The organism is Kitasatospora sp. NBC_00039 (assembly GCF_045160625.1).
In the GTDB taxonomy this organism is placed as follows: domain Bacteria; phylum Actinomycetota; class Actinomycetes; order Streptomycetales; family Streptomycetaceae; genus Kitasatospora.
The window spans coordinates 4,657,864-4,672,743 of sequence record NZ_CP108289.1 but is presented as its reverse complement, the minus strand read 5'-3'; the positions used below and the strand labels follow the sequence as shown (position 1 = coordinate 4,672,743).

Annotated in this window: 12 protein-coding genes and 2 tRNA genes; 7 read left to right on the top strand and 7 right to left on the bottom strand. The window is 73.3% G+C overall.

What is annotated here, in order from left to right:
- Positions 1–46: 46 nt before the first annotated feature.
- The 3 genes from purL to purS are packed head-to-tail and all read right to left on the bottom strand — an operon-like array spanning position 47 to position 3,230.
- Complete coding sequence (purL, locus tag OG286_RS20630; protein WP_396324289.1) at positions 47–2,302, bottom strand: phosphoribosylformylglycinamidine synthase subunit PurL; 2,256 nt, start codon at positions 2,300–2,302, stop codon at positions 47–49.
- Positions 2,302–2,979 carry a phosphoribosylformylglycinamidine synthase subunit PurQ gene (gene purQ, locus OG286_RS20625; RefSeq protein ID WP_396324290.1) on the bottom strand — a complete coding sequence of 226 codons (678 nt, stop codon included), beginning with the start codon at positions 2,977–2,979 and terminating at the stop codon, positions 2,302–2,304. Before purQ ends, purL begins: the two co-directional genes overlap by 1 nt.
- Positions 2,976–3,230, bottom strand: a complete 255-nt coding sequence (gene purS, locus OG286_RS20620; protein ID WP_396324291.1) for a phosphoribosylformylglycinamidine synthase subunit PurS — start codon at positions 3,228–3,230, stop codon at positions 2,976–2,978. Before purS ends, purQ begins: the two co-directional genes overlap by 4 nt.
- Before the next feature lie 467 nt (positions 3,231–3,697).
- Between purS and OG286_RS20615 the strand changes: the two genes are divergently transcribed.
- From OG286_RS20615 to OG286_RS20585, 7 genes are all read left to right on the top strand, one after another.
- Positions 3,698–4,015 carry an Lsr2 family protein gene (locus OG286_RS20615; protein ID WP_238860361.1) on the top strand — a complete coding sequence of 106 codons (318 nt, stop codon included), beginning with the start codon at positions 3,698–3,700 and terminating at the stop codon, positions 4,013–4,015.
- A gap of 130 nt (positions 4,016–4,145) precedes the next feature.
- A tRNA-Gly gene (locus OG286_RS20610) sits at positions 4,146–4,218 on the top strand.
- A 39-nt stretch (positions 4,219–4,257) separates the two neighbouring features.
- Positions 4,258–4,333 (top strand) — tRNA-Gly (locus OG286_RS20605).
- Between the two features lie 173 nt (positions 4,334–4,506).
- Positions 4,507–5,511: an ABC transporter ATP-binding protein gene (locus tag OG286_RS20600; protein WP_405365657.1), complete on the top strand. Its 1,005-nt coding sequence runs from the start codon at positions 4,507–4,509 to the stop codon at positions 5,509–5,511.
- Entirely contained in the window at positions 5,508–6,347 is an 840-nt protein-coding gene (locus OG286_RS20595; protein ID WP_405365656.1) for an ABC transporter permease, read from the top strand. The genes OG286_RS20600 and OG286_RS20595 overlap by 4 nt, the downstream gene beginning before the upstream one ends.
- Positions 6,348–6,403: 56 nt before the next feature.
- Positions 6,404–7,627 carry a sensor histidine kinase gene (locus OG286_RS20590; protein WP_405365655.1) on the top strand — a complete coding sequence of 408 codons (1,224 nt, stop codon included), beginning with the start codon at positions 6,404–6,406 and terminating at the stop codon, positions 7,625–7,627.
- A gap of 73 nt (positions 7,628–7,700) precedes the next feature.
- The gene (locus tag OG286_RS20585) at positions 7,701–8,321 is read left to right on the top strand and encodes a response regulator (protein ID WP_405365654.1); all 621 of its coding nucleotides are present in this window, start codon (positions 7,701–7,703) and stop codon (positions 8,319–8,321) included.
- Between the two features lie 81 nt (positions 8,322–8,402).
- Here OG286_RS20585 and OG286_RS20580 read toward each other — a convergent pair whose 3' ends face one another.
- From OG286_RS20580 to purD, 4 genes are all read right to left on the bottom strand, one after another.
- Positions 8,403–9,302: a phosphoribosylaminoimidazolesuccinocarboxamide synthase gene (locus tag OG286_RS20580; RefSeq protein ID WP_396324296.1), complete on the bottom strand. Its 900-nt coding sequence runs from the start codon at positions 9,300–9,302 to the stop codon at positions 8,403–8,405.
- A gap of 162 nt (positions 9,303–9,464) precedes the next feature.
- Entirely contained in the window at positions 9,465–11,006 is a 1,542-nt protein-coding gene (locus OG286_RS20575) for a N,N-dimethylformamidase beta subunit family domain-containing protein (RefSeq protein ID WP_405360548.1), read from the bottom strand.
- A gap of 236 nt (positions 11,007–11,242) precedes the next feature.
- On the bottom strand, positions 11,243–12,799 hold the full coding sequence (locus OG286_RS20570) for a hypothetical protein (protein ID WP_405360550.1): 1,557 nt from the start codon (positions 12,797–12,799) through the stop codon (positions 11,243–11,245).
- A gap of 546 nt (positions 12,800–13,345) precedes the next feature.
- Positions 13,346–14,623 carry a phosphoribosylamine--glycine ligase gene (purD, locus tag OG286_RS20565; protein ID WP_396324299.1) on the bottom strand — a complete coding sequence of 426 codons (1,278 nt, stop codon included), beginning with the start codon at positions 14,621–14,623 and terminating at the stop codon, positions 13,346–13,348.
- Positions 14,624–14,880: the final 257 nt, after the last annotated feature.

Sequence of the window (14,880 nt, the reverse complement as noted above, 5' to 3'; positions counted from 1 at the left end):
TTCAGCCGAACCGTCCGCCCCCGAGCACTCGCCGTTCGCCGGGCGATCAGGCGATCAGAGCCTCGATGACGCCGGTGTGGGCGTCCTTCAGCTCGGCCAGCGACACGGTGAACTGCCCCTGGACGTCCAGCACATCGCCGTCGACCACGCCGATCCGGGTGGCCGGCAGGCCGCGCGCGGTGCACATGTCGTTGAACCGGAGCTCCTCGCTGCGCGGAACCGCGACAACCGCGCGGCCGGCCGACTCGGAGAACAGGAACACGAACGGGTCCTGGCCCTCGGGCACGATGATCCGTGCGCCGTGACCGCCCTTGAGGCAGCTCTCCACCAGGGCCTGGCCCAGGCCGCCGTCGGAGAGGTCGTGCGCGGCGTCGATCATGCCGTCGCGCGAGGCGGCGATCAGGATCTCGCCGAGCAGCTTCTCGCGGCCCAGGTCGACCTTGGGCGGCAGACCGCCGAGGTGGTCGTGGACCACCTGCGACCAGGCCGAGCCGCCCAGCTCGTCCTCGGTCTCACCGAGCAGGTAGAGCAGCTGGCCCTCCTCGGCGAAGCCGATCGGGGTGCGCCGGGTGACGTCGTCGATGACGCCGAGCACCGCGACCACGGGGGTCGGGTGGATGGCGACCTCGCCGGTCTGGTTGTAGAGCGAGACGTTGCCGCCGGTGACCGGGGTGCCGAGCTCCAGGCAGGCGTCGGCCAGGCCGCGGGTCGCCTCGGCGAACTGCCACATGACGTCCGGGTCCTCGGGGGAGCCGAAGTTGAGGCAGTCGGAGATGGCGAGCGGCTTGGCACCGCCGGCCGCGACGTTGCGGTACGCCTCGGCGAGGGCCAGCTGGGCACCGGTGTACGGGTCCAGCTTGGTGTAGCGGCCGTTGCCGTCGGTGGCGACCGAGACGCCGAGGTTGGTCTCGTCGTCGATCCGGATCATGCCGGAGTCCTCGGGCACCGAGAGCACGGTGTTGCCGAGCACGTAGCGGTCGTACTGGTCGGTGATCCAGGACTTGGAGGCCTGGTTGGGGCTGCCGGCGACCTTGAGCAGGTCGGCCTTCAGGCCCTCACCGGTGGTCGGCCGGGCGAGGCGCTCGGCGCTCGGGGCGTCGGCCTGCAGCGCGTCCTGCCAGCTCGGGCGGGCGTACGGGCGCTGGTAGGTCGGGCCCTCGTGGGCGACGGTGCGCGGCGGCACGTCCACGACCAGCTCGCCGTGCCAGAAGATCTCCAGCCGCTCGCCGTCGGTCACCTCACCGATGACGGTGGCGATGACGTCCCACTTCTCGCAGATCTCCAGGAAGCGGTCGACCTTGCCGGGCTCGACGATGGCGCACATGCGCTCCTGCGACTCGCTCATGAGGATTTCCTCGGGCGAGAGCGTGTTGTCGCGCAGCGGGACGGTGTCCAGCTCGATCCGCATACCGCCGGAGCCGGCCGAGGCCAGCTCGGAGGTGGCGCAGGAGAGGCCGGCGCCGCCGAGGTCCTGGATGCCCTTGACGAGCTTCTCGGAGAAGATCTCCAGGGTGCACTCGATGAGGAGCTTCTCCTGGAACGGGTCGCCGACCTGGACGGCCGGGCGCTTGGCCGGGCCGGTGGCGTCGAAGGTCTCGGAGGCGAGCACCGAGACACCGCCGATGCCGTCGCCGCCGGTGCGGGCCCCGTACAGGATGACCTTGTTGCCGGCGCCGGAGGCCTGCGCGAGGTGGATGTCCTCGTGCTTCATCACGCCCACGCAGAGCGCGTTGACCAGCGGGTTGCCCTGGTAGCAGGAGTCGAAGACGACCTCGCCGCCGATGTTCGGCAGGCCCAGGCAGTTGCCGTAGCCGCCGATGCCCGCGACGATCCCCGGCAGCACGCGCCGGGTGTCCGGGTGGTCGGCCGCACCGAAGCGCAGCGGGTCCATCACGGCGACCGGGCGGGCGCCCATCGCCAGGATGTCGCGCACGATGCCGCCGATGCCGGTGGCCGCGCCCTGGTAGGGCTCGATGTACGACGGGTGGTTGTGCGACTCGACCTTGAAGGTGACCGCGTAGCCCTGGCCGACGTCGACCACACCGGCGTTCTCGCCGATGCCGACGAGCATCGCGTCGCTCTGCGGCTTCTTCTCGCTGAACTGCTTCAGGTGGACCTTGGAGCTCTTGTACGAGCAGTGCTCCGACCACATGACGGAGTACATCGCGAGCTCGGCGCCGGTCGGGCGACGGTCGAGGATCTCGCGGATGCGCGCGTACTCGTCCTGCTTGAGGCCGAGCTCGGCCCAGGGCTGGGCGGCGTCCGGGGTCTGCTCGGCGTTCTTGACGGTGTCGAGGCTCATCAGGCGTTCACCAGCTGCTTCAGTACGGAAGTGAAGAAGCCCAGGCCCTCGACGGTCGGACCGGTGAGCGGCTCCACGGCGTGCTCCGGGTGCGGCATCAGGCCGACGACATTGCCGGCGGCGTTGGTGATGCCGGCGATGTCGCGGTACGAACCGTTCGGGTTGACGTCCAGGTAACGGGCGACCACCCGGCCCTCCGCCTCCAGTTCGTCCAGGACGTGCGCGTCCGCGACGAAGCGGCCCTCGCCGTTCTTCAGCGGGACGACGATTTCCTGTCCGACCGAGTAATCCCGGGTCCAGGCGGTGCCGTTGTTCTCGATGCGCAGCTTCTGGTCGCGGCAGATGAAGTGCAGCGAGTCGTTGCGGGTGAGCGCGCCGGGCAGCAGGTGCGATTCGCAGAGCACCTGGAAGCCGTTGCAGATACCGAGAACCGGCATTCCCAGCTTCGCCTGCTCGATGATGGTGGCCATCACCGGGGAGAAGCGGGAGATCGCGCCGCAGCGCAGATAGTCGCCGTAACTGAATCCGCCCGGCAGGACGACGGCGTCGACCTGGTGGAGATCCTTGTCACGGTGCCAGAGGGCGACCGGCTCGGCGCCGGCCAGGCGGACCGCGCGCTGGGCGTCGCGGTCGTCGAGGGAACCGGGGAAAGTGACGACGCCGACGCGGGTGGTCACTTCGCCTCCTCCTCGATGCGGACGGTGAAGTCCTCGATCACGGTGTTGGCGAGAAAGGTCTCGGCGGCTTCGCGGATACGGGCGAGCGCGGCGTCGTCGACCGGGCCCTCCAGCTCCAGCTCGAAGCGCTTGCCCTGGCGGACGTCGGCGATCCCGGTGAATCCGAGACGGGGCAGTGCGCGTTGCACCGCCTGTCCCTGGGGGTCGAGGATCTCCGGCTTGAGCATGACGTCGACTACGACGCGTGCCACTGGCACTCCCGGTGGTGTCTTCGTGAGGCGGGGGAACTCCAGACTACCGGGGGTTTCGGGCGCGATTGCTGACCGGGGCGGGCGACGCGCGTAGACCCGAGACCCTTACGCCGCAAGGGTTCCGGGCCCGCGCCCCGCCCCGGCCGGCACCCCATTTCTGCGGATTCGGCTCCCCGAACGAGAACCGCCGAAGAGCACCCGAATACCGGCACTCCGGGACAGATCGGCCAGCCGAGTGCGCCGGTATCCGGTACTCCGGCGAAGACACGTGAATATCCGGAAAAGAAAGCCGGACTCTTCGATTTCGACCCGCTTCGGGTGCAGAATAGGGCCACCTGCCGCGGCAAGTGCTGCGTATCCGGCACGCCATCAGGCCTGCCCGTATGCGCTTGCGCGTGTGGTGCACATCAGGCCACGGGAGCGCACCCCGCGCCCTTCGGCCGAATTGCCCGAGAGGATTGACACCCATGGCTCAGCGTGTAGTCGTCACGCTCTCCGACGACCTGGACGGCGGTGCCGCCGCGGAAACCGTCCACTTCGGCGTCGACGGGAAGTCCTACGAGATCGACCTGTCCCTGGACAACGCGGAAAAGCTGCGGGAGGCCCTCGCTCCGTTCGTCGCGGCCGGCCGCCGCCAGAGCCGCACCGGAAAGTCCTTCCGCCGTACCGCACTCACCCCGGACCCGGCCGCCGTACGCGCCTGGGCCCAGTCGCGCGGCATGGAGCTGCCCGCCCGGGGCCGCATCCCCAAGCACGTGTACGAGGCGTTCGCCGAGGCGAACTGACCCCGCCGGGGCCCGGTCGTCCCACCTGCCCGAAAGGGTGGGGCGACCACCCCGAACGATGCTGTAGAGTATTCCTCGTCGCCGCAACGGAGAGATCCCGAGAGGCGGCGGGTGCCCCACCAGGCACCATGCGGACGTGGCTCAGTTGGTAGAGCATCACCTTGCCAAGGTGAGGGTCGCGAGTTCGAATCTCGTCGTCCGCTCGCAGTGCGCGAGCACAGCACAACTCAATAGTCAGACCTGCGGACGTGGCTCAGTTGGTAGAGCATCACCTTGCCAAGGTGAGGGTCGCGAGTTCGAATCTCGTCGTCCGCTCCAGTACGAAGGGCCCCCTCGATCGAGGGGGCCCTTCGGCGTTCCTTGCCGGTATTCCCCGGCCCGCCCCCGGGCCCGGGCCGATGACATTTGTCATCGCCGACCCGGGTAACCGCACCGCGTTCTCATGACGGCGCGCACTGCCCGCGGCGCCCGGGCGGCGGAAGGCTTGAGGCATGGAAACGAGCCAGCCCCCCGCCCCGAGCGAGCCCGTGATCGAGGTCACCGGCCTCCACCGCCACTACGGCTCCGGCACCGACGGCTACCACGCGGTGCGCGGCGTCGACCTCACCGTCGGCAAGGGCGAACTGTTCGCACTGCTCGGCACCAACGGGGCCGGCAAGACCTCCACCATGGAGCTGATCGAGGGCCTCGCCGCCCCGACCGGCGGTGAGGTCCGGGTGCTCGGCCACGACCCGCACCGCGAGCGGGCCGCCGTCCGCCCCCGGATCGGCATCATGCTCCAGGAGGGCGGGTTCCCCGGCGACCTCACCGTCGCCGAGACCGGCCGCAGCTGGGCCGGAATGACCAGCCGCACCCGCCCGGTGGACGAGGCGCTGGAGCTCGTCGGCCTGACCGCCCGCCGCAACGTCCGGGTCAAGCAGCTCTCCGGCGGCGAGCGGCGCCGGCTCGACCTGGCGATGGCCCTGCTCGGCCGCCCCGAGGTGCTCTTCCTGGACGAGCCCAGCACCGGCCTCGACCCGGAGGCCCGCGCAGCCGTCTGGCGCCTGGTCCGCGAGCTGCGCGCCCAGGGCACCACGGTGCTGCTCACCACGCACTACCTGGAGGAGGCCGAGGCGCTGGCCGACCGGCTGGCCATCATGCACGGCGGCCGGGTCGTCACCACCGGCACCGTGGCCGAGGTGATCGCGGGCCGCCCGTCCCGGATCACCTTCGAACTCCCCGAGTTCTCCGGCGCCTCGCTCCCCCCGCTGCCCGGGGCCGAGGTCCTCGCCGTCGGCCGCCGGATCACCGTGCACACCCCCCGGCTCCAGGCCACCCTCACCGAGCTGCTCGGCTGGGCCGACCACCACGGCATCGCGCTCGGCGACCTCGACGCCCGCAGCGCCTCGCTGGAGGAGGCCTTCCTCGCCATCGCCTCCGAGGCCGCCCACCGGCCCCCGGCCGACGCACCGGCCGCCCCCACCGCCCGCCGCCGCCTGATCGGACTCGCCCGATGACCACCGCCGCCCCCGCCGCCGCCCTGTCCGCCGCCGGCCCGCAGAGCACCGCCGGCCGCCGCCTGCTCGCCCTCGGCCGGGCCGAGGCCACCCTGCTGGTGCGCAACCGCACCGCGCTGTTCACCGCCCTGCTGCTGCCGCTGCTGCTGATCGGCGGGCTGAAGAGCGTGCTCGACCAGCAGGCCAAGGACAACCCCGGTCTCGACGTCGACTCGCTGCTGGTCAACGGCGCGGTCGGGATGGTGCTGGTCTTCGTCGTCTACTACAACCTGACCGCCGCGTACGTGGCCCGCCGCGGCGAGCTGGTGCTCAAGCGGCTGCGCACCGGCGAGGCCCGGGACGCCGAGATCCTGGCCGGCACCGCGGTGCCCTCGGTCGGCCTCGCCCTGCTGATGTGCGCCGTCATCGGGGTGGTCGGCGCCAGCGCCCTGCACCTCACCGTGCCGGTCAACCCCCTGCTGCTGGCCGTCGGGCTGGTGCTGGTCGTCGGCACCCTGATGGCGCTGGCCGCGATCTCCAGCGCCTTCACCCGGACCGTCGAGAGCGCGGGCATCACCACCATGCCGGTCCTGCTGCTCACCCAGTTCGGCTCCGGCCTGTTCTTCCCGCTGGAGGTCATGCCGGACGGCGTCGCCGACTTCTGCCGGCTGCTGCCCACCACGCCGGCCTTCCAGCTGATCCGCGTCGGCTGGTTCGGCACCGACGGCTCCGAGGCCGCGACCGGCTTCGCCGGCACCTGGGCCACCGCCGCCCCGCACCTGGTCACCGGCGCCGTCTGGCTGGGCCTCGCGGTCTGGGGTGCCGTCCGTTACTTCCGCTGGGAGCCGCGCCGCTGAGCCTTCTCTGATAGGAAGAGCGAAGCAATGATCATGATCGAACGGGGGGCGGGCAGATGGGCGTACCGAGGCTGGTGCGTACCTGGAAGGCCTACGGCAAGCCGCAGCGTTCCGAGCTCTACCTGCGCTGGTCGCTCTACCTGATGCCGCTGATCCTGATGATGGTGATCCTGCTGGCCGTCGGATCCGCCGCCCAGCAGGAACAGCCCCGCGACGCCGTCCGGGTCAGCATGGTCGTCGGCCTGGCCACCACGCTGCTGGCCTTCCGGGCGTTCCGCACCTCGCTCGACCACTACCTGAAACGGCCGTCCGACCACCTGCGCTGGCTCCTGCTGACCGGCGGGGTGGCGATCGCCGGCTCCTGGGCCGTCCTGCTGCTGGGCCCCACCGGCGGACCGGAGGACACCGGTCCGCCGTTCACCGCGGTGGTCGTCTCCGCGCTGGCGGCATCGGCCTTCGGCCCGGCGAGCGTGGGCCTGTCCATGCGGCAGGCGTGCCTCACCGGGATCGGCGCCCGGCTGCTGGTCGTCCCGGCCACACTGCTGGCCGGGCTCGGCGCCCCGGCGGCCGCCGGCATGCTGGTCGGCGACCTCGTCGCGATGGCCTTCATCGGCCTCAGCTGCCGCGGGTGCGCCTGGCTCCAGGGCGTCGTCTGGGAGCTGGACGCCGCCCGCGAGGCACAGTCCCGGCTGGCCGTCGCCGAGGAGCGGCTGCGGTTCTCCCGGGACCTGCACGACGTGATGGGCCGCAACCTCACCACGATCGCGCTGAAGAGCGAGCTCGCCGTCCAGCTGGCCCGGCGCGGCCGCCCGGAGGCCGCCGACCAGATGACCGAGGTGCAGCGGATCGCCCAGGAGTCGCAGCGGGAGGTCCGGGACGTGATCCGCGGCTACCGCACGGCGGACCTGCACGCCGAGGCGATCGGCGCCCGCGCGGTGCTCCGCGCCGCCGACGTGCGCTGCGAGATCGACCTCGGCGAGGACGCCGACCAGCTGCCGCAGCCGGTGCAGTCGGTGTTCGGCTGGGTGATCCGCGAGGCGACCACCAACGTGCTGCGGCACAGCGAGGCGGGCCACTGCGCGATCAGGCTGCGCCGGGAGGACGGCCGGGCGGTGCTGGAGCTGGAGAATGACGGGGTGCCGGCGGTGCCGATCCCCTCCCAGGGCAGCGGTACCGGGCTGCGCGGGCTGCGGGAACGGCTGGCCGCGCACGACGGCGAGCTGACCGTCCCGGAGGCCGGACCGGGCCGGTTCCGGATGCTCGCCACCGTCCCGCTCTGAGCCGCCGTCCCGCTCCGGTCCACCCGGCCGCTCCGATCCACCGCACGCCCGCCACCGCAGGAAGGCCCGCCCGATGACCGACACCGCCCCCGTGCGCGTCCTGCTCGCTGACGACGAGCATCTGATCCGCGGGGCGCTGGCCGCGCTGCTCTCCCTGGAGGAGGACATCACCGTGGTCGCCCAGGCCGCCTCCGGCCCGGAGGCGCTGACGATGGCGAAGGCGCACCGCCCCGATGTCGCGGTGCTCGACCTCCAGATGCCCGGCCTGGACGGCATCGAGGTGGCCACCGAGCTGCGGCGGGTGCTTCCGGACTGCCGCACGATGATCGTCACCGGCCACGGCCGCCCGGGCTATCTGAAGCGGGCGCTGGAGGTCGGGGTGCGCGGCTTCCTGCCGAAGACGGTCTCGGCGGCGGATCTGGCCGGGATCATCCGCACGGTGCTGGCGGGCGCCCGGTACGTCGACCCGGAGCTCGCGGCGGACGCGATCAGCGCGGGCGAGACGCCGCTGACCCCGCGCGAGACGGACGTGCTGGAGCTGGCCGCCGACGGCACCTCGATCGCCGAGATCGCCGAGCGCGCGGCACTCTCCCAGGGGACGGTCCGCAACTACCTCTCCTCGGCGGCCGGCAAGCTGGGCGCCGAGAACCGCCATGCGGCGGTGCGGATCGCCCGCGAGCACGGCTGGATCTGAGACCCGGCCGCGCCCGCGGGCGAGGTGGGGCGCGTCCGGCGCTTCCCGCGTGGCAGGGGGCGCCGGACGCGCCCGAGGGGCTCACGCCCAGGAGGTGCCGGTCAGCAGCTCGTAGACCTCGGCGTACTTGGCGCGGGTTTGCTCGACGATCTCGGCGGGCAGCTCCGGCGGCGGCAGCTCACTGTGGCGGTCCCAGCCGGAGGCCGGGGAGACCAGCCAGTCGCGGATGAGCTGCTTGTCGAAGGACGGCTGCGAGCGGCCGGGCTGCCACTGGTCGGCGGGCCAGAAGCGGGAGGAGTCCGGGGTGAGCACCTCGTCACCGATCACCAGCTCGCCGTCGAGCAGGCCGAACTCGAACTTGGTGTCGGCCAGGATGATGCCGCGGTCGCGGGCGATGTCCCGGGCCCGGGCGTAGACGTCCAGGGTGGTGCGGCGCAGCTGGTTGGCGAGCTCGGCGCCGATCCGGCGGGCGGTCTCCTCGTAGGAGACGTTCTCGTCGTGCTCGCCGACCTCGGCCTTGAGCGCCGGGGTGTAGATCGGGGCGGGCAGCTCGGAGCTGTTCTCCAGGCCCTCGGGCAGGGCGATGCCGCAGACCGTCCGGTCGGCGTTGTACTCGGCCAGGCCGGAGCCGGCCAGGTAGCCGCGGGCCACGCACTCGACCGGGATCATCTCCAGGCTGCGGCAGACCAGCGTGCGGCCCTTCCAGTCGGCGGGGGCGCCGGCCGGGACCTCGGTGGAGATCACGTGGTTGGGCACGATGTCGGCGATCCGCTCGAACCACCACAGCGAGAGCTGGGTGAGGATGCGGCCCTTGTCGGGGATCTCGTTCGGCAGGACCCAGTCGTGGGCCGACATGCGGTCGCTGGCGACCATCACGAGGTCACCCGACTCGGCGCGGTAGAGGTCGCGCACCTTGCCGGTGTGCAGGTGGACCAGGCCGGGCACCTGGACCGGCTCGGGCTTGGTGACAAATCCGCTCAAGGTCGTCTCAGTCCTCAGGGGTCGTTCGCGGGCGTGGGGCGCGAAAGGGGAGGTCACTGCCCCTGAGTCTGTCATGACGCCCGCACCGGCCCCGACGGCCCGGGCCCGTGGGGTGGCCCGGCCCGGCGCCGCCCGGCCGAGCCACCGGGGCAGGCCTGCGGCTCAGCCGTTCTTGCAGAGGCGGTCCAGCAGGTTGGCGGTGGCCCGCTGGATCCGCTCGTCGGTGAGGCCGGGCCGGTCCAGCGCGGGCGACCAGGCGAAGGTGCCGGCGGCGAAGACGTACGCGCCGCTGGGCGCCCGGTAGAGCGACGTCTCCTGGTACCGGGTGCGCCCGGCGAGGTCCCGGTACGGGGAGTGCGCGAGCAGCACCCGCTCGGTGTGCTCGGGCAGGGCCACCTTGGGGTAGTAGCGGTCGGCCTCGCCGGCCACCAGCCCGGGCAGTTCGTCGCCCTCATGGACGCCGGTACCGTCCCAGAGCCAGTGCGCGGTGTGCCGGGCCACCAACGGGACGGGGGCGGCGACCCGGCCCGAGTACTGGAGGCCGAGCAGGTGCTGCTCGGGCTCGCCGGCGTCCCGCCAGAGCGCGCTGGCGGAGCCGGAGACCCCGGCGGCCTGGCTCCCCGGCCCGACCTTCTGCCGTTTGCGGCAGTTGAGGAGCCGGTTGGGCTCGCCCGAGGGCGCGGGGCTCAGCTCGACCCGCCAGTACATGGTGTTGGCCGAGAGGAAGACCAGCGAGGTGCCGCCGTCGCGGGCCCGCTCGGCGGCCCGGCGCATCGGCTCGGACCAGTACTCGTCGTGGCCGGGGAAGACCAGCGCCTTGTGCCGGGACGGGTCCACCAGGCCTGCGTGCAGGTCGGTGGCGGTGGCGTAGGAGAGGTCGTAGCCGTACCGCTCGGCCCAGCGGATGAAGTCGTAGGCGTGGCCGACGTGCAGCGGCAGGCCGGCGGTGGCGTGCGGACGGTCGAAGGAGACGGTGACGGCCGCCTCCGGCTCGCCGACCAGCCGGCCCTGGTCGTCCCAGGCGTGGTAGAGGCTGGCGCCGCTGCGGCCGTCCTCGGGGAAGAGGTTGTACGCCTGCCAGGTCACGTCGGGGAGCACCAGCAGCAGCTCGGCGGCGTACGCCTGGTCCTCGAAGTCCCGGACGGTGAACGGGATGTGGCTGCGGTGCAGCATGTCACCGGTGGTCAGCACGGCGACGTAGGCGCCGGGCGGCCAGTGGGCGGGGATCTGCAGCCGCCAGGAGTGCCACCAGTGGTGGCAGGAGACGGTCCGGGCGACGACCAGCGGGGCGGGCTGGGCCAGCCCGGCGATCAGCGGACTGGACGTCATGTGGTGGGCGCCGTCGCCGCCGTAGTGGCCGATCCGGTAGACGTCGACGGTGAACTCGCGGGGCGGGTTGACGGTGACCCGGAAGTCCACCGAGCCACCGGGGCGGACGATGCCGGCCGAGGCGAAGCCCTTGATCTGCTGCACCACGTCGTTGGCGCCCTGCGGGGTGCCGACCGGTGGCTTGGGTCTGGTGCATCCGGCCAGGGGCTGCTGGCCCGGCGCGTCCACCGAGACGTACCAGGGGACGGCGCCCTCGGCGCCCGCCAGGTACTGGTCCGGGCTGCGCAGCCAGGGCAGCGGGCCCTGGCCGAAGGGGTCGGAGACGCTGTACGCGTGCGTTCCGGACTCCCAGCGGCGGTTGAGTTCCGTCCCCACGCGCCCCTCCCACAGGTGCACCCTCGCCGGTTGGCATGTGCCTCCCGGGTGTGCGTGCGATCCAATACACCACAGAGTGCTGGCGCTGTGTCACCCAACGGTAGCAACTAGTGGTGGCGATTCTTCCGACCCGCCCTCGGAGGGCCTCCGGCCTGCGAAGACCCGCCGTACCCGGCCGCCCCGGGGGCGCGAGCGCGGACACCGAGCGCCCCGCCGCCCCTGCGGCCGGGCGGGGCCTACAGCCGGACCGGCTTCTCCAACCGGACGTCGGCGGCGTCCAGCCAGATACGCAGCGGGCCGTCCTGGCCCTGTTCCACGGCCTGGGCGACCGGGCCGGCCAGGTCGGTCCGGCGGACCCCGCCGATCAGCAGCACCGGGCCGTCCAGCCAGTCCAGGCCGGGGGTGGCGCCGGCGGTGTCGGCCGCGGCGCAGCAGACCATCGCGGTGACGTGGTCGACCAGGAGGTCCCGCCCGGTGCGGACGGGCTCCAGCAGCGGTGCGGGGGCCGTGGTGCGGGCCAGCTGGGCGGCGAGCGAGGCGGCCAGCTGCTCGCCGTCGCCCTCGGCCAGCCGGACCAGCAGCCGGGTGAGGGTCGGGGAGCCGGGGCGGGCCTGCGGGGCCAGGCGGTCCAGGGCGGACTGCAGCGCTGCGGCCCGGGCCCGCCAGCCGGCGTCCACCACTTCGGCCGGGTAGTCGGCCCAGTCCAGCTCGCGCCAGCTGCCGGAGGCGGGCCGGCCGAAGAACAGCTCGGCGGCGAGCAGGGAGACGGCCTCGTCCACCGCGCCGGGCTCCTCCAGCAGGTCGCAGGCGGGGCGGTCGCCGAGCCGGCTGCCGTAGCCGTCGGCCAGCCGGTCGCGGCGGGACAGCTCGGTGAGCGCGGCGACCACGCCGGCGTTGAGGTGCGCGGGGTGCCGGCCGAGCCGCCAGGCGGGCAGCGCGACCCGGGTGAGCAGCCGGTCCCAGCCGGCGTAGGCCAGGCCGACCTGCTCCTGGGCGGCGATCCGCAGGCCGTAGTCGACCGACCTGGCCTGCTCGGAGGCCCAGCCGGCGACGGCCCGCTCCAGCTCGGCGGAGTGCCCGCGACAGGCGCCGAGCAGCCGGCGGGTGATCCGGTCGGTCAGTGCGGCGGAGCCCCGGCGGCCGGTGCGCGGGGCGGCGGGCGCGGCGGCTCCGGCCGGCCCGGGGGCAGCCGCGTCCAGGCTGGCGTCCAGGCCGCGCAGGAAGCGGCGGGCGGAGGCGATGTCCGGGTCGGCGGAGGCCGCGGTGCCGGCCACCACCGGGGCGAGCAGCGCGCGCAGCTCGCCGGCCCGCATCCACCAGAGGAACGGCGAGCCGATCACCAGCACCGGCGCGGGCGGCTCGTGCGCGCCGCCCGGTGCCCGGCGGGCCGGCGGGACGTCCTCCAGCCAGCTGTCGCAGTCCGGGGTGAGCGCGATCGCGGAGGGCGCGGGGACCTCCAGCCGGTCGGCCAGCTCGCCGATCAGCCGGTACAGCTCGGGGGCCTGTGCCCGCTCCAGCGGGATGGCCGGGGTCTGCGGCGGCACGGCCCGGCGGTAGGCCCGGGCGGCCAGGCCGGCCACCAGCAGGGTGCCGGCGGCCACGGCGCAGACCACCCAGCGGACGGCGTCCCAGGCGGCGGCGTCGGAGGCGCCGGGCGCCCCGAGCCGGCCGGTGAACCGGCCCGCGAGCAGCACCACCGCGACGGCGGCGGGCAGTGCGGCGGCGGCCAGGGCGAGACCACGGACCCGCAGGACCGCGTGGGCATGAGCGCGCGCGGTGTCGAAAGCGGTCATACGGTGCGGCACCCCCTTCGGAGCCCTCGGGCGCCCGGTGACGGGCCCTGAGCCGACTCGAAACGATCAGTTCCGACTGGGAAACGGCGGCGTCCGATCCCCGGTAATACATGCTGCGTGGCGCTTGTGACATTTTTGACGCCCGTACCCGGGTGGGTGTTCCGGATCTCGCCGGTTTCCACTCGTCCCGGTGACGGTGCCCGAATTCCGGACGACCGCGCCAGGGCTTCGTGCGAAGCGGTCCGGGCGTGCTCGCCCGGCCGGACGCCGTCCAGCATCCCCCCGCGCGACCACGGCTACCCGGCGGCGGCCGCGAGCGGCACGGCCCGGGGTGCTGCGGACCAGCGCACCATAAGGCCGGGCGCCCGGTTACGTCAGCTGGATGCGGCTGCTGTCACTCGATGGGCTGGATTCCGGCCGCCGAACGGTGTGGCGGCCGCCGGAACCACTCCGGCTCCCCCTGACCCGTAAACGCCGCAGGGCGCTGCGTCCATGGGGGTTGTTTCCCCGCGAACACAGCGCCCTGCGGCGCACTGAAACCGCTTGCTACTGCGCGGCCTTGAGCGCGATGTCGGTGCGGTGCCGGCCGCCCTTGAGGCTGATCCGGTCCACCGCGTCGTACGCGCGGCCGCGCGCCTCGGCGAGGTCGGTACCGGTGGCGGTGACCGAGAGGACGCGGCCGCCGGCGCTGAGCACCCGGCCGTCCTCGTCCGCCCGGGTGCCCGCGTGCAGCACGTACGCGGTGCCGTCGGCGGCCTCGGCCCCGGCCAGGCCCTCGATCGGGTCGCCGGTGCGCGGCGCGGCCGGGTAGCCCTCGGAGGCGATCACCACGGTGACGGCGGCCCCGTCGTCCCAGCGCAGCGGCTCCAGCTGGTCCAGCGTGCCGGTGGCGGAGGCGTACAGGACGCCGGCCAGCGGGGTGCGCAGCCGGGCCAGCACGACCTGGGTCTCCGGGTCGCCGAAGCGGGCGTTGAACTCGATCACCCGGGTGCCGCGCGAGGTGAGCGCCAGGCCCGCGTAGAGCAGGCCGGAGAAGTCGGTGCCACGGCGGCGCAGCTCGTCCACGGTCGGCTGCAGGACGGTCTCCAGGACCTCCTCGACCAGGCCCTCGGGCGCCCAGGGCAGCGGCGAGTAGGCACCCATGCCGCCGGTGTTCGGGCCCTCGTCCCCGTCCAGCGCACGCTTGAAGTCCTGCGCGGGCTGGAGCGGGAGGACGGTGGTGCCGTCGGTGATGGCGAAGAGGGAGACCTCGGGGCCGTCGAGGTACTCCTCGATGACCACCCTCCCCCGGCCCTGGCGGCCGGGAGCTGTCCCCATGCAGGAGGCGGCGTGGGCCAGCGCGGCCTCGCGGTCGGAGGTGACCACGACGCCCTTGCCGGCGGCCAGGCCGTCGTCCTTGACCACGTAGGGAGCGCCGAAGGCGTCGAGCGCCTCGGCGGCCTCGGCCGGGGTGGTGCAGAGGTAGGAGCGGGCGGTGGGCACGCCGGCGGCGGCCATCACGTCCTTGGCGAAGGCCTTCGAGCCCTCCAGCTGGGCGGCCGAGCCGGACGGGCCGAAGACCGGGATGCCGGCCGCGCGCACGGCGTCGGAGACGCCCGCGACCAGCGGGGCCTCCGGGCCGACCACGACCAGGTCGGCGTCGAGCTGCCGGGCGAGCGCCGCGACCTGCGCGCCGTCCAGCTGGTCGACGGGGTGGACCGTCGCCACCTGCGCGATCCCGGCGTTGCCCGGGGCGCAGTGCAGCTCGGTGACGGCGGGATCTTGGGACAGAGAGCGGCACAGGGCGTGTTCGCGGGCGCCGCCGCCGATGACGAGGACCTTCACGGTTGGCAAGGGTAGTCGGTGGCCGGTTCCGCCTTCCCCCCGGTCCCGTCGGAACCTACAGCGGAAGCCGTCCGTACGCTTCCGGCCTCGGAGGAACCTCCAACAGCCGGCACCGGTCGTGCGCCCGGGGTGTCCGGGTCAGGACAGCGGGTCACCGGAGCCTCGCTCGGACGGGTGAAATCTCGCCGGCCGCCGCAACCCGCTCACCTCGGCTTCCGGTGGTTGGATCCGGTAACGATCATTGGAGAAGCGCCCCC

What these genes read in the sequence shown, in the direction of transcription:
- purL (WP_396324289.1), bottom strand. Translation starts at nt 2,302, where the DNA reads ATGAGCCTCGACACCGTCAAGAACGCCGAGCAGACCCCGGACGCCGCC.
- OG286_RS20585 (WP_405365654.1), top strand. Translation starts at nt 7,701, where the DNA reads ATGACCGACACCGCCCCCGTGCGCGTCCTGCTCGCTGACGACGAGCAT.
- OG286_RS20590 (WP_405365655.1), top strand. Translation starts at nt 6,404, where the DNA reads ATGGGCGTACCGAGGCTGGTGCGTACCTGGAAGGCCTACGGCAAGCCG.
- OG286_RS20570 (WP_405360550.1), bottom strand. Translation starts at nt 12,799, where the DNA reads ATGACCGCTTTCGACACCGCGCGCGCTCATGCCCACGCGGTCCTGCGG.
- OG286_RS20615 (WP_238860361.1), top strand. Translation starts at nt 3,698, where the DNA reads ATGGCTCAGCGTGTAGTCGTCACGCTCTCCGACGACCTGGACGGCGGT.
- OG286_RS20600 (WP_405365657.1), top strand. Translation starts at nt 4,507, where the DNA reads ATGGAAACGAGCCAGCCCCCCGCCCCGAGCGAGCCCGTGATCGAGGTC.
- OG286_RS20595 (WP_405365656.1), top strand. Translation starts at nt 5,508, where the DNA reads ATGACCACCGCCGCCCCCGCCGCCGCCCTGTCCGCCGCCGGCCCGCAG.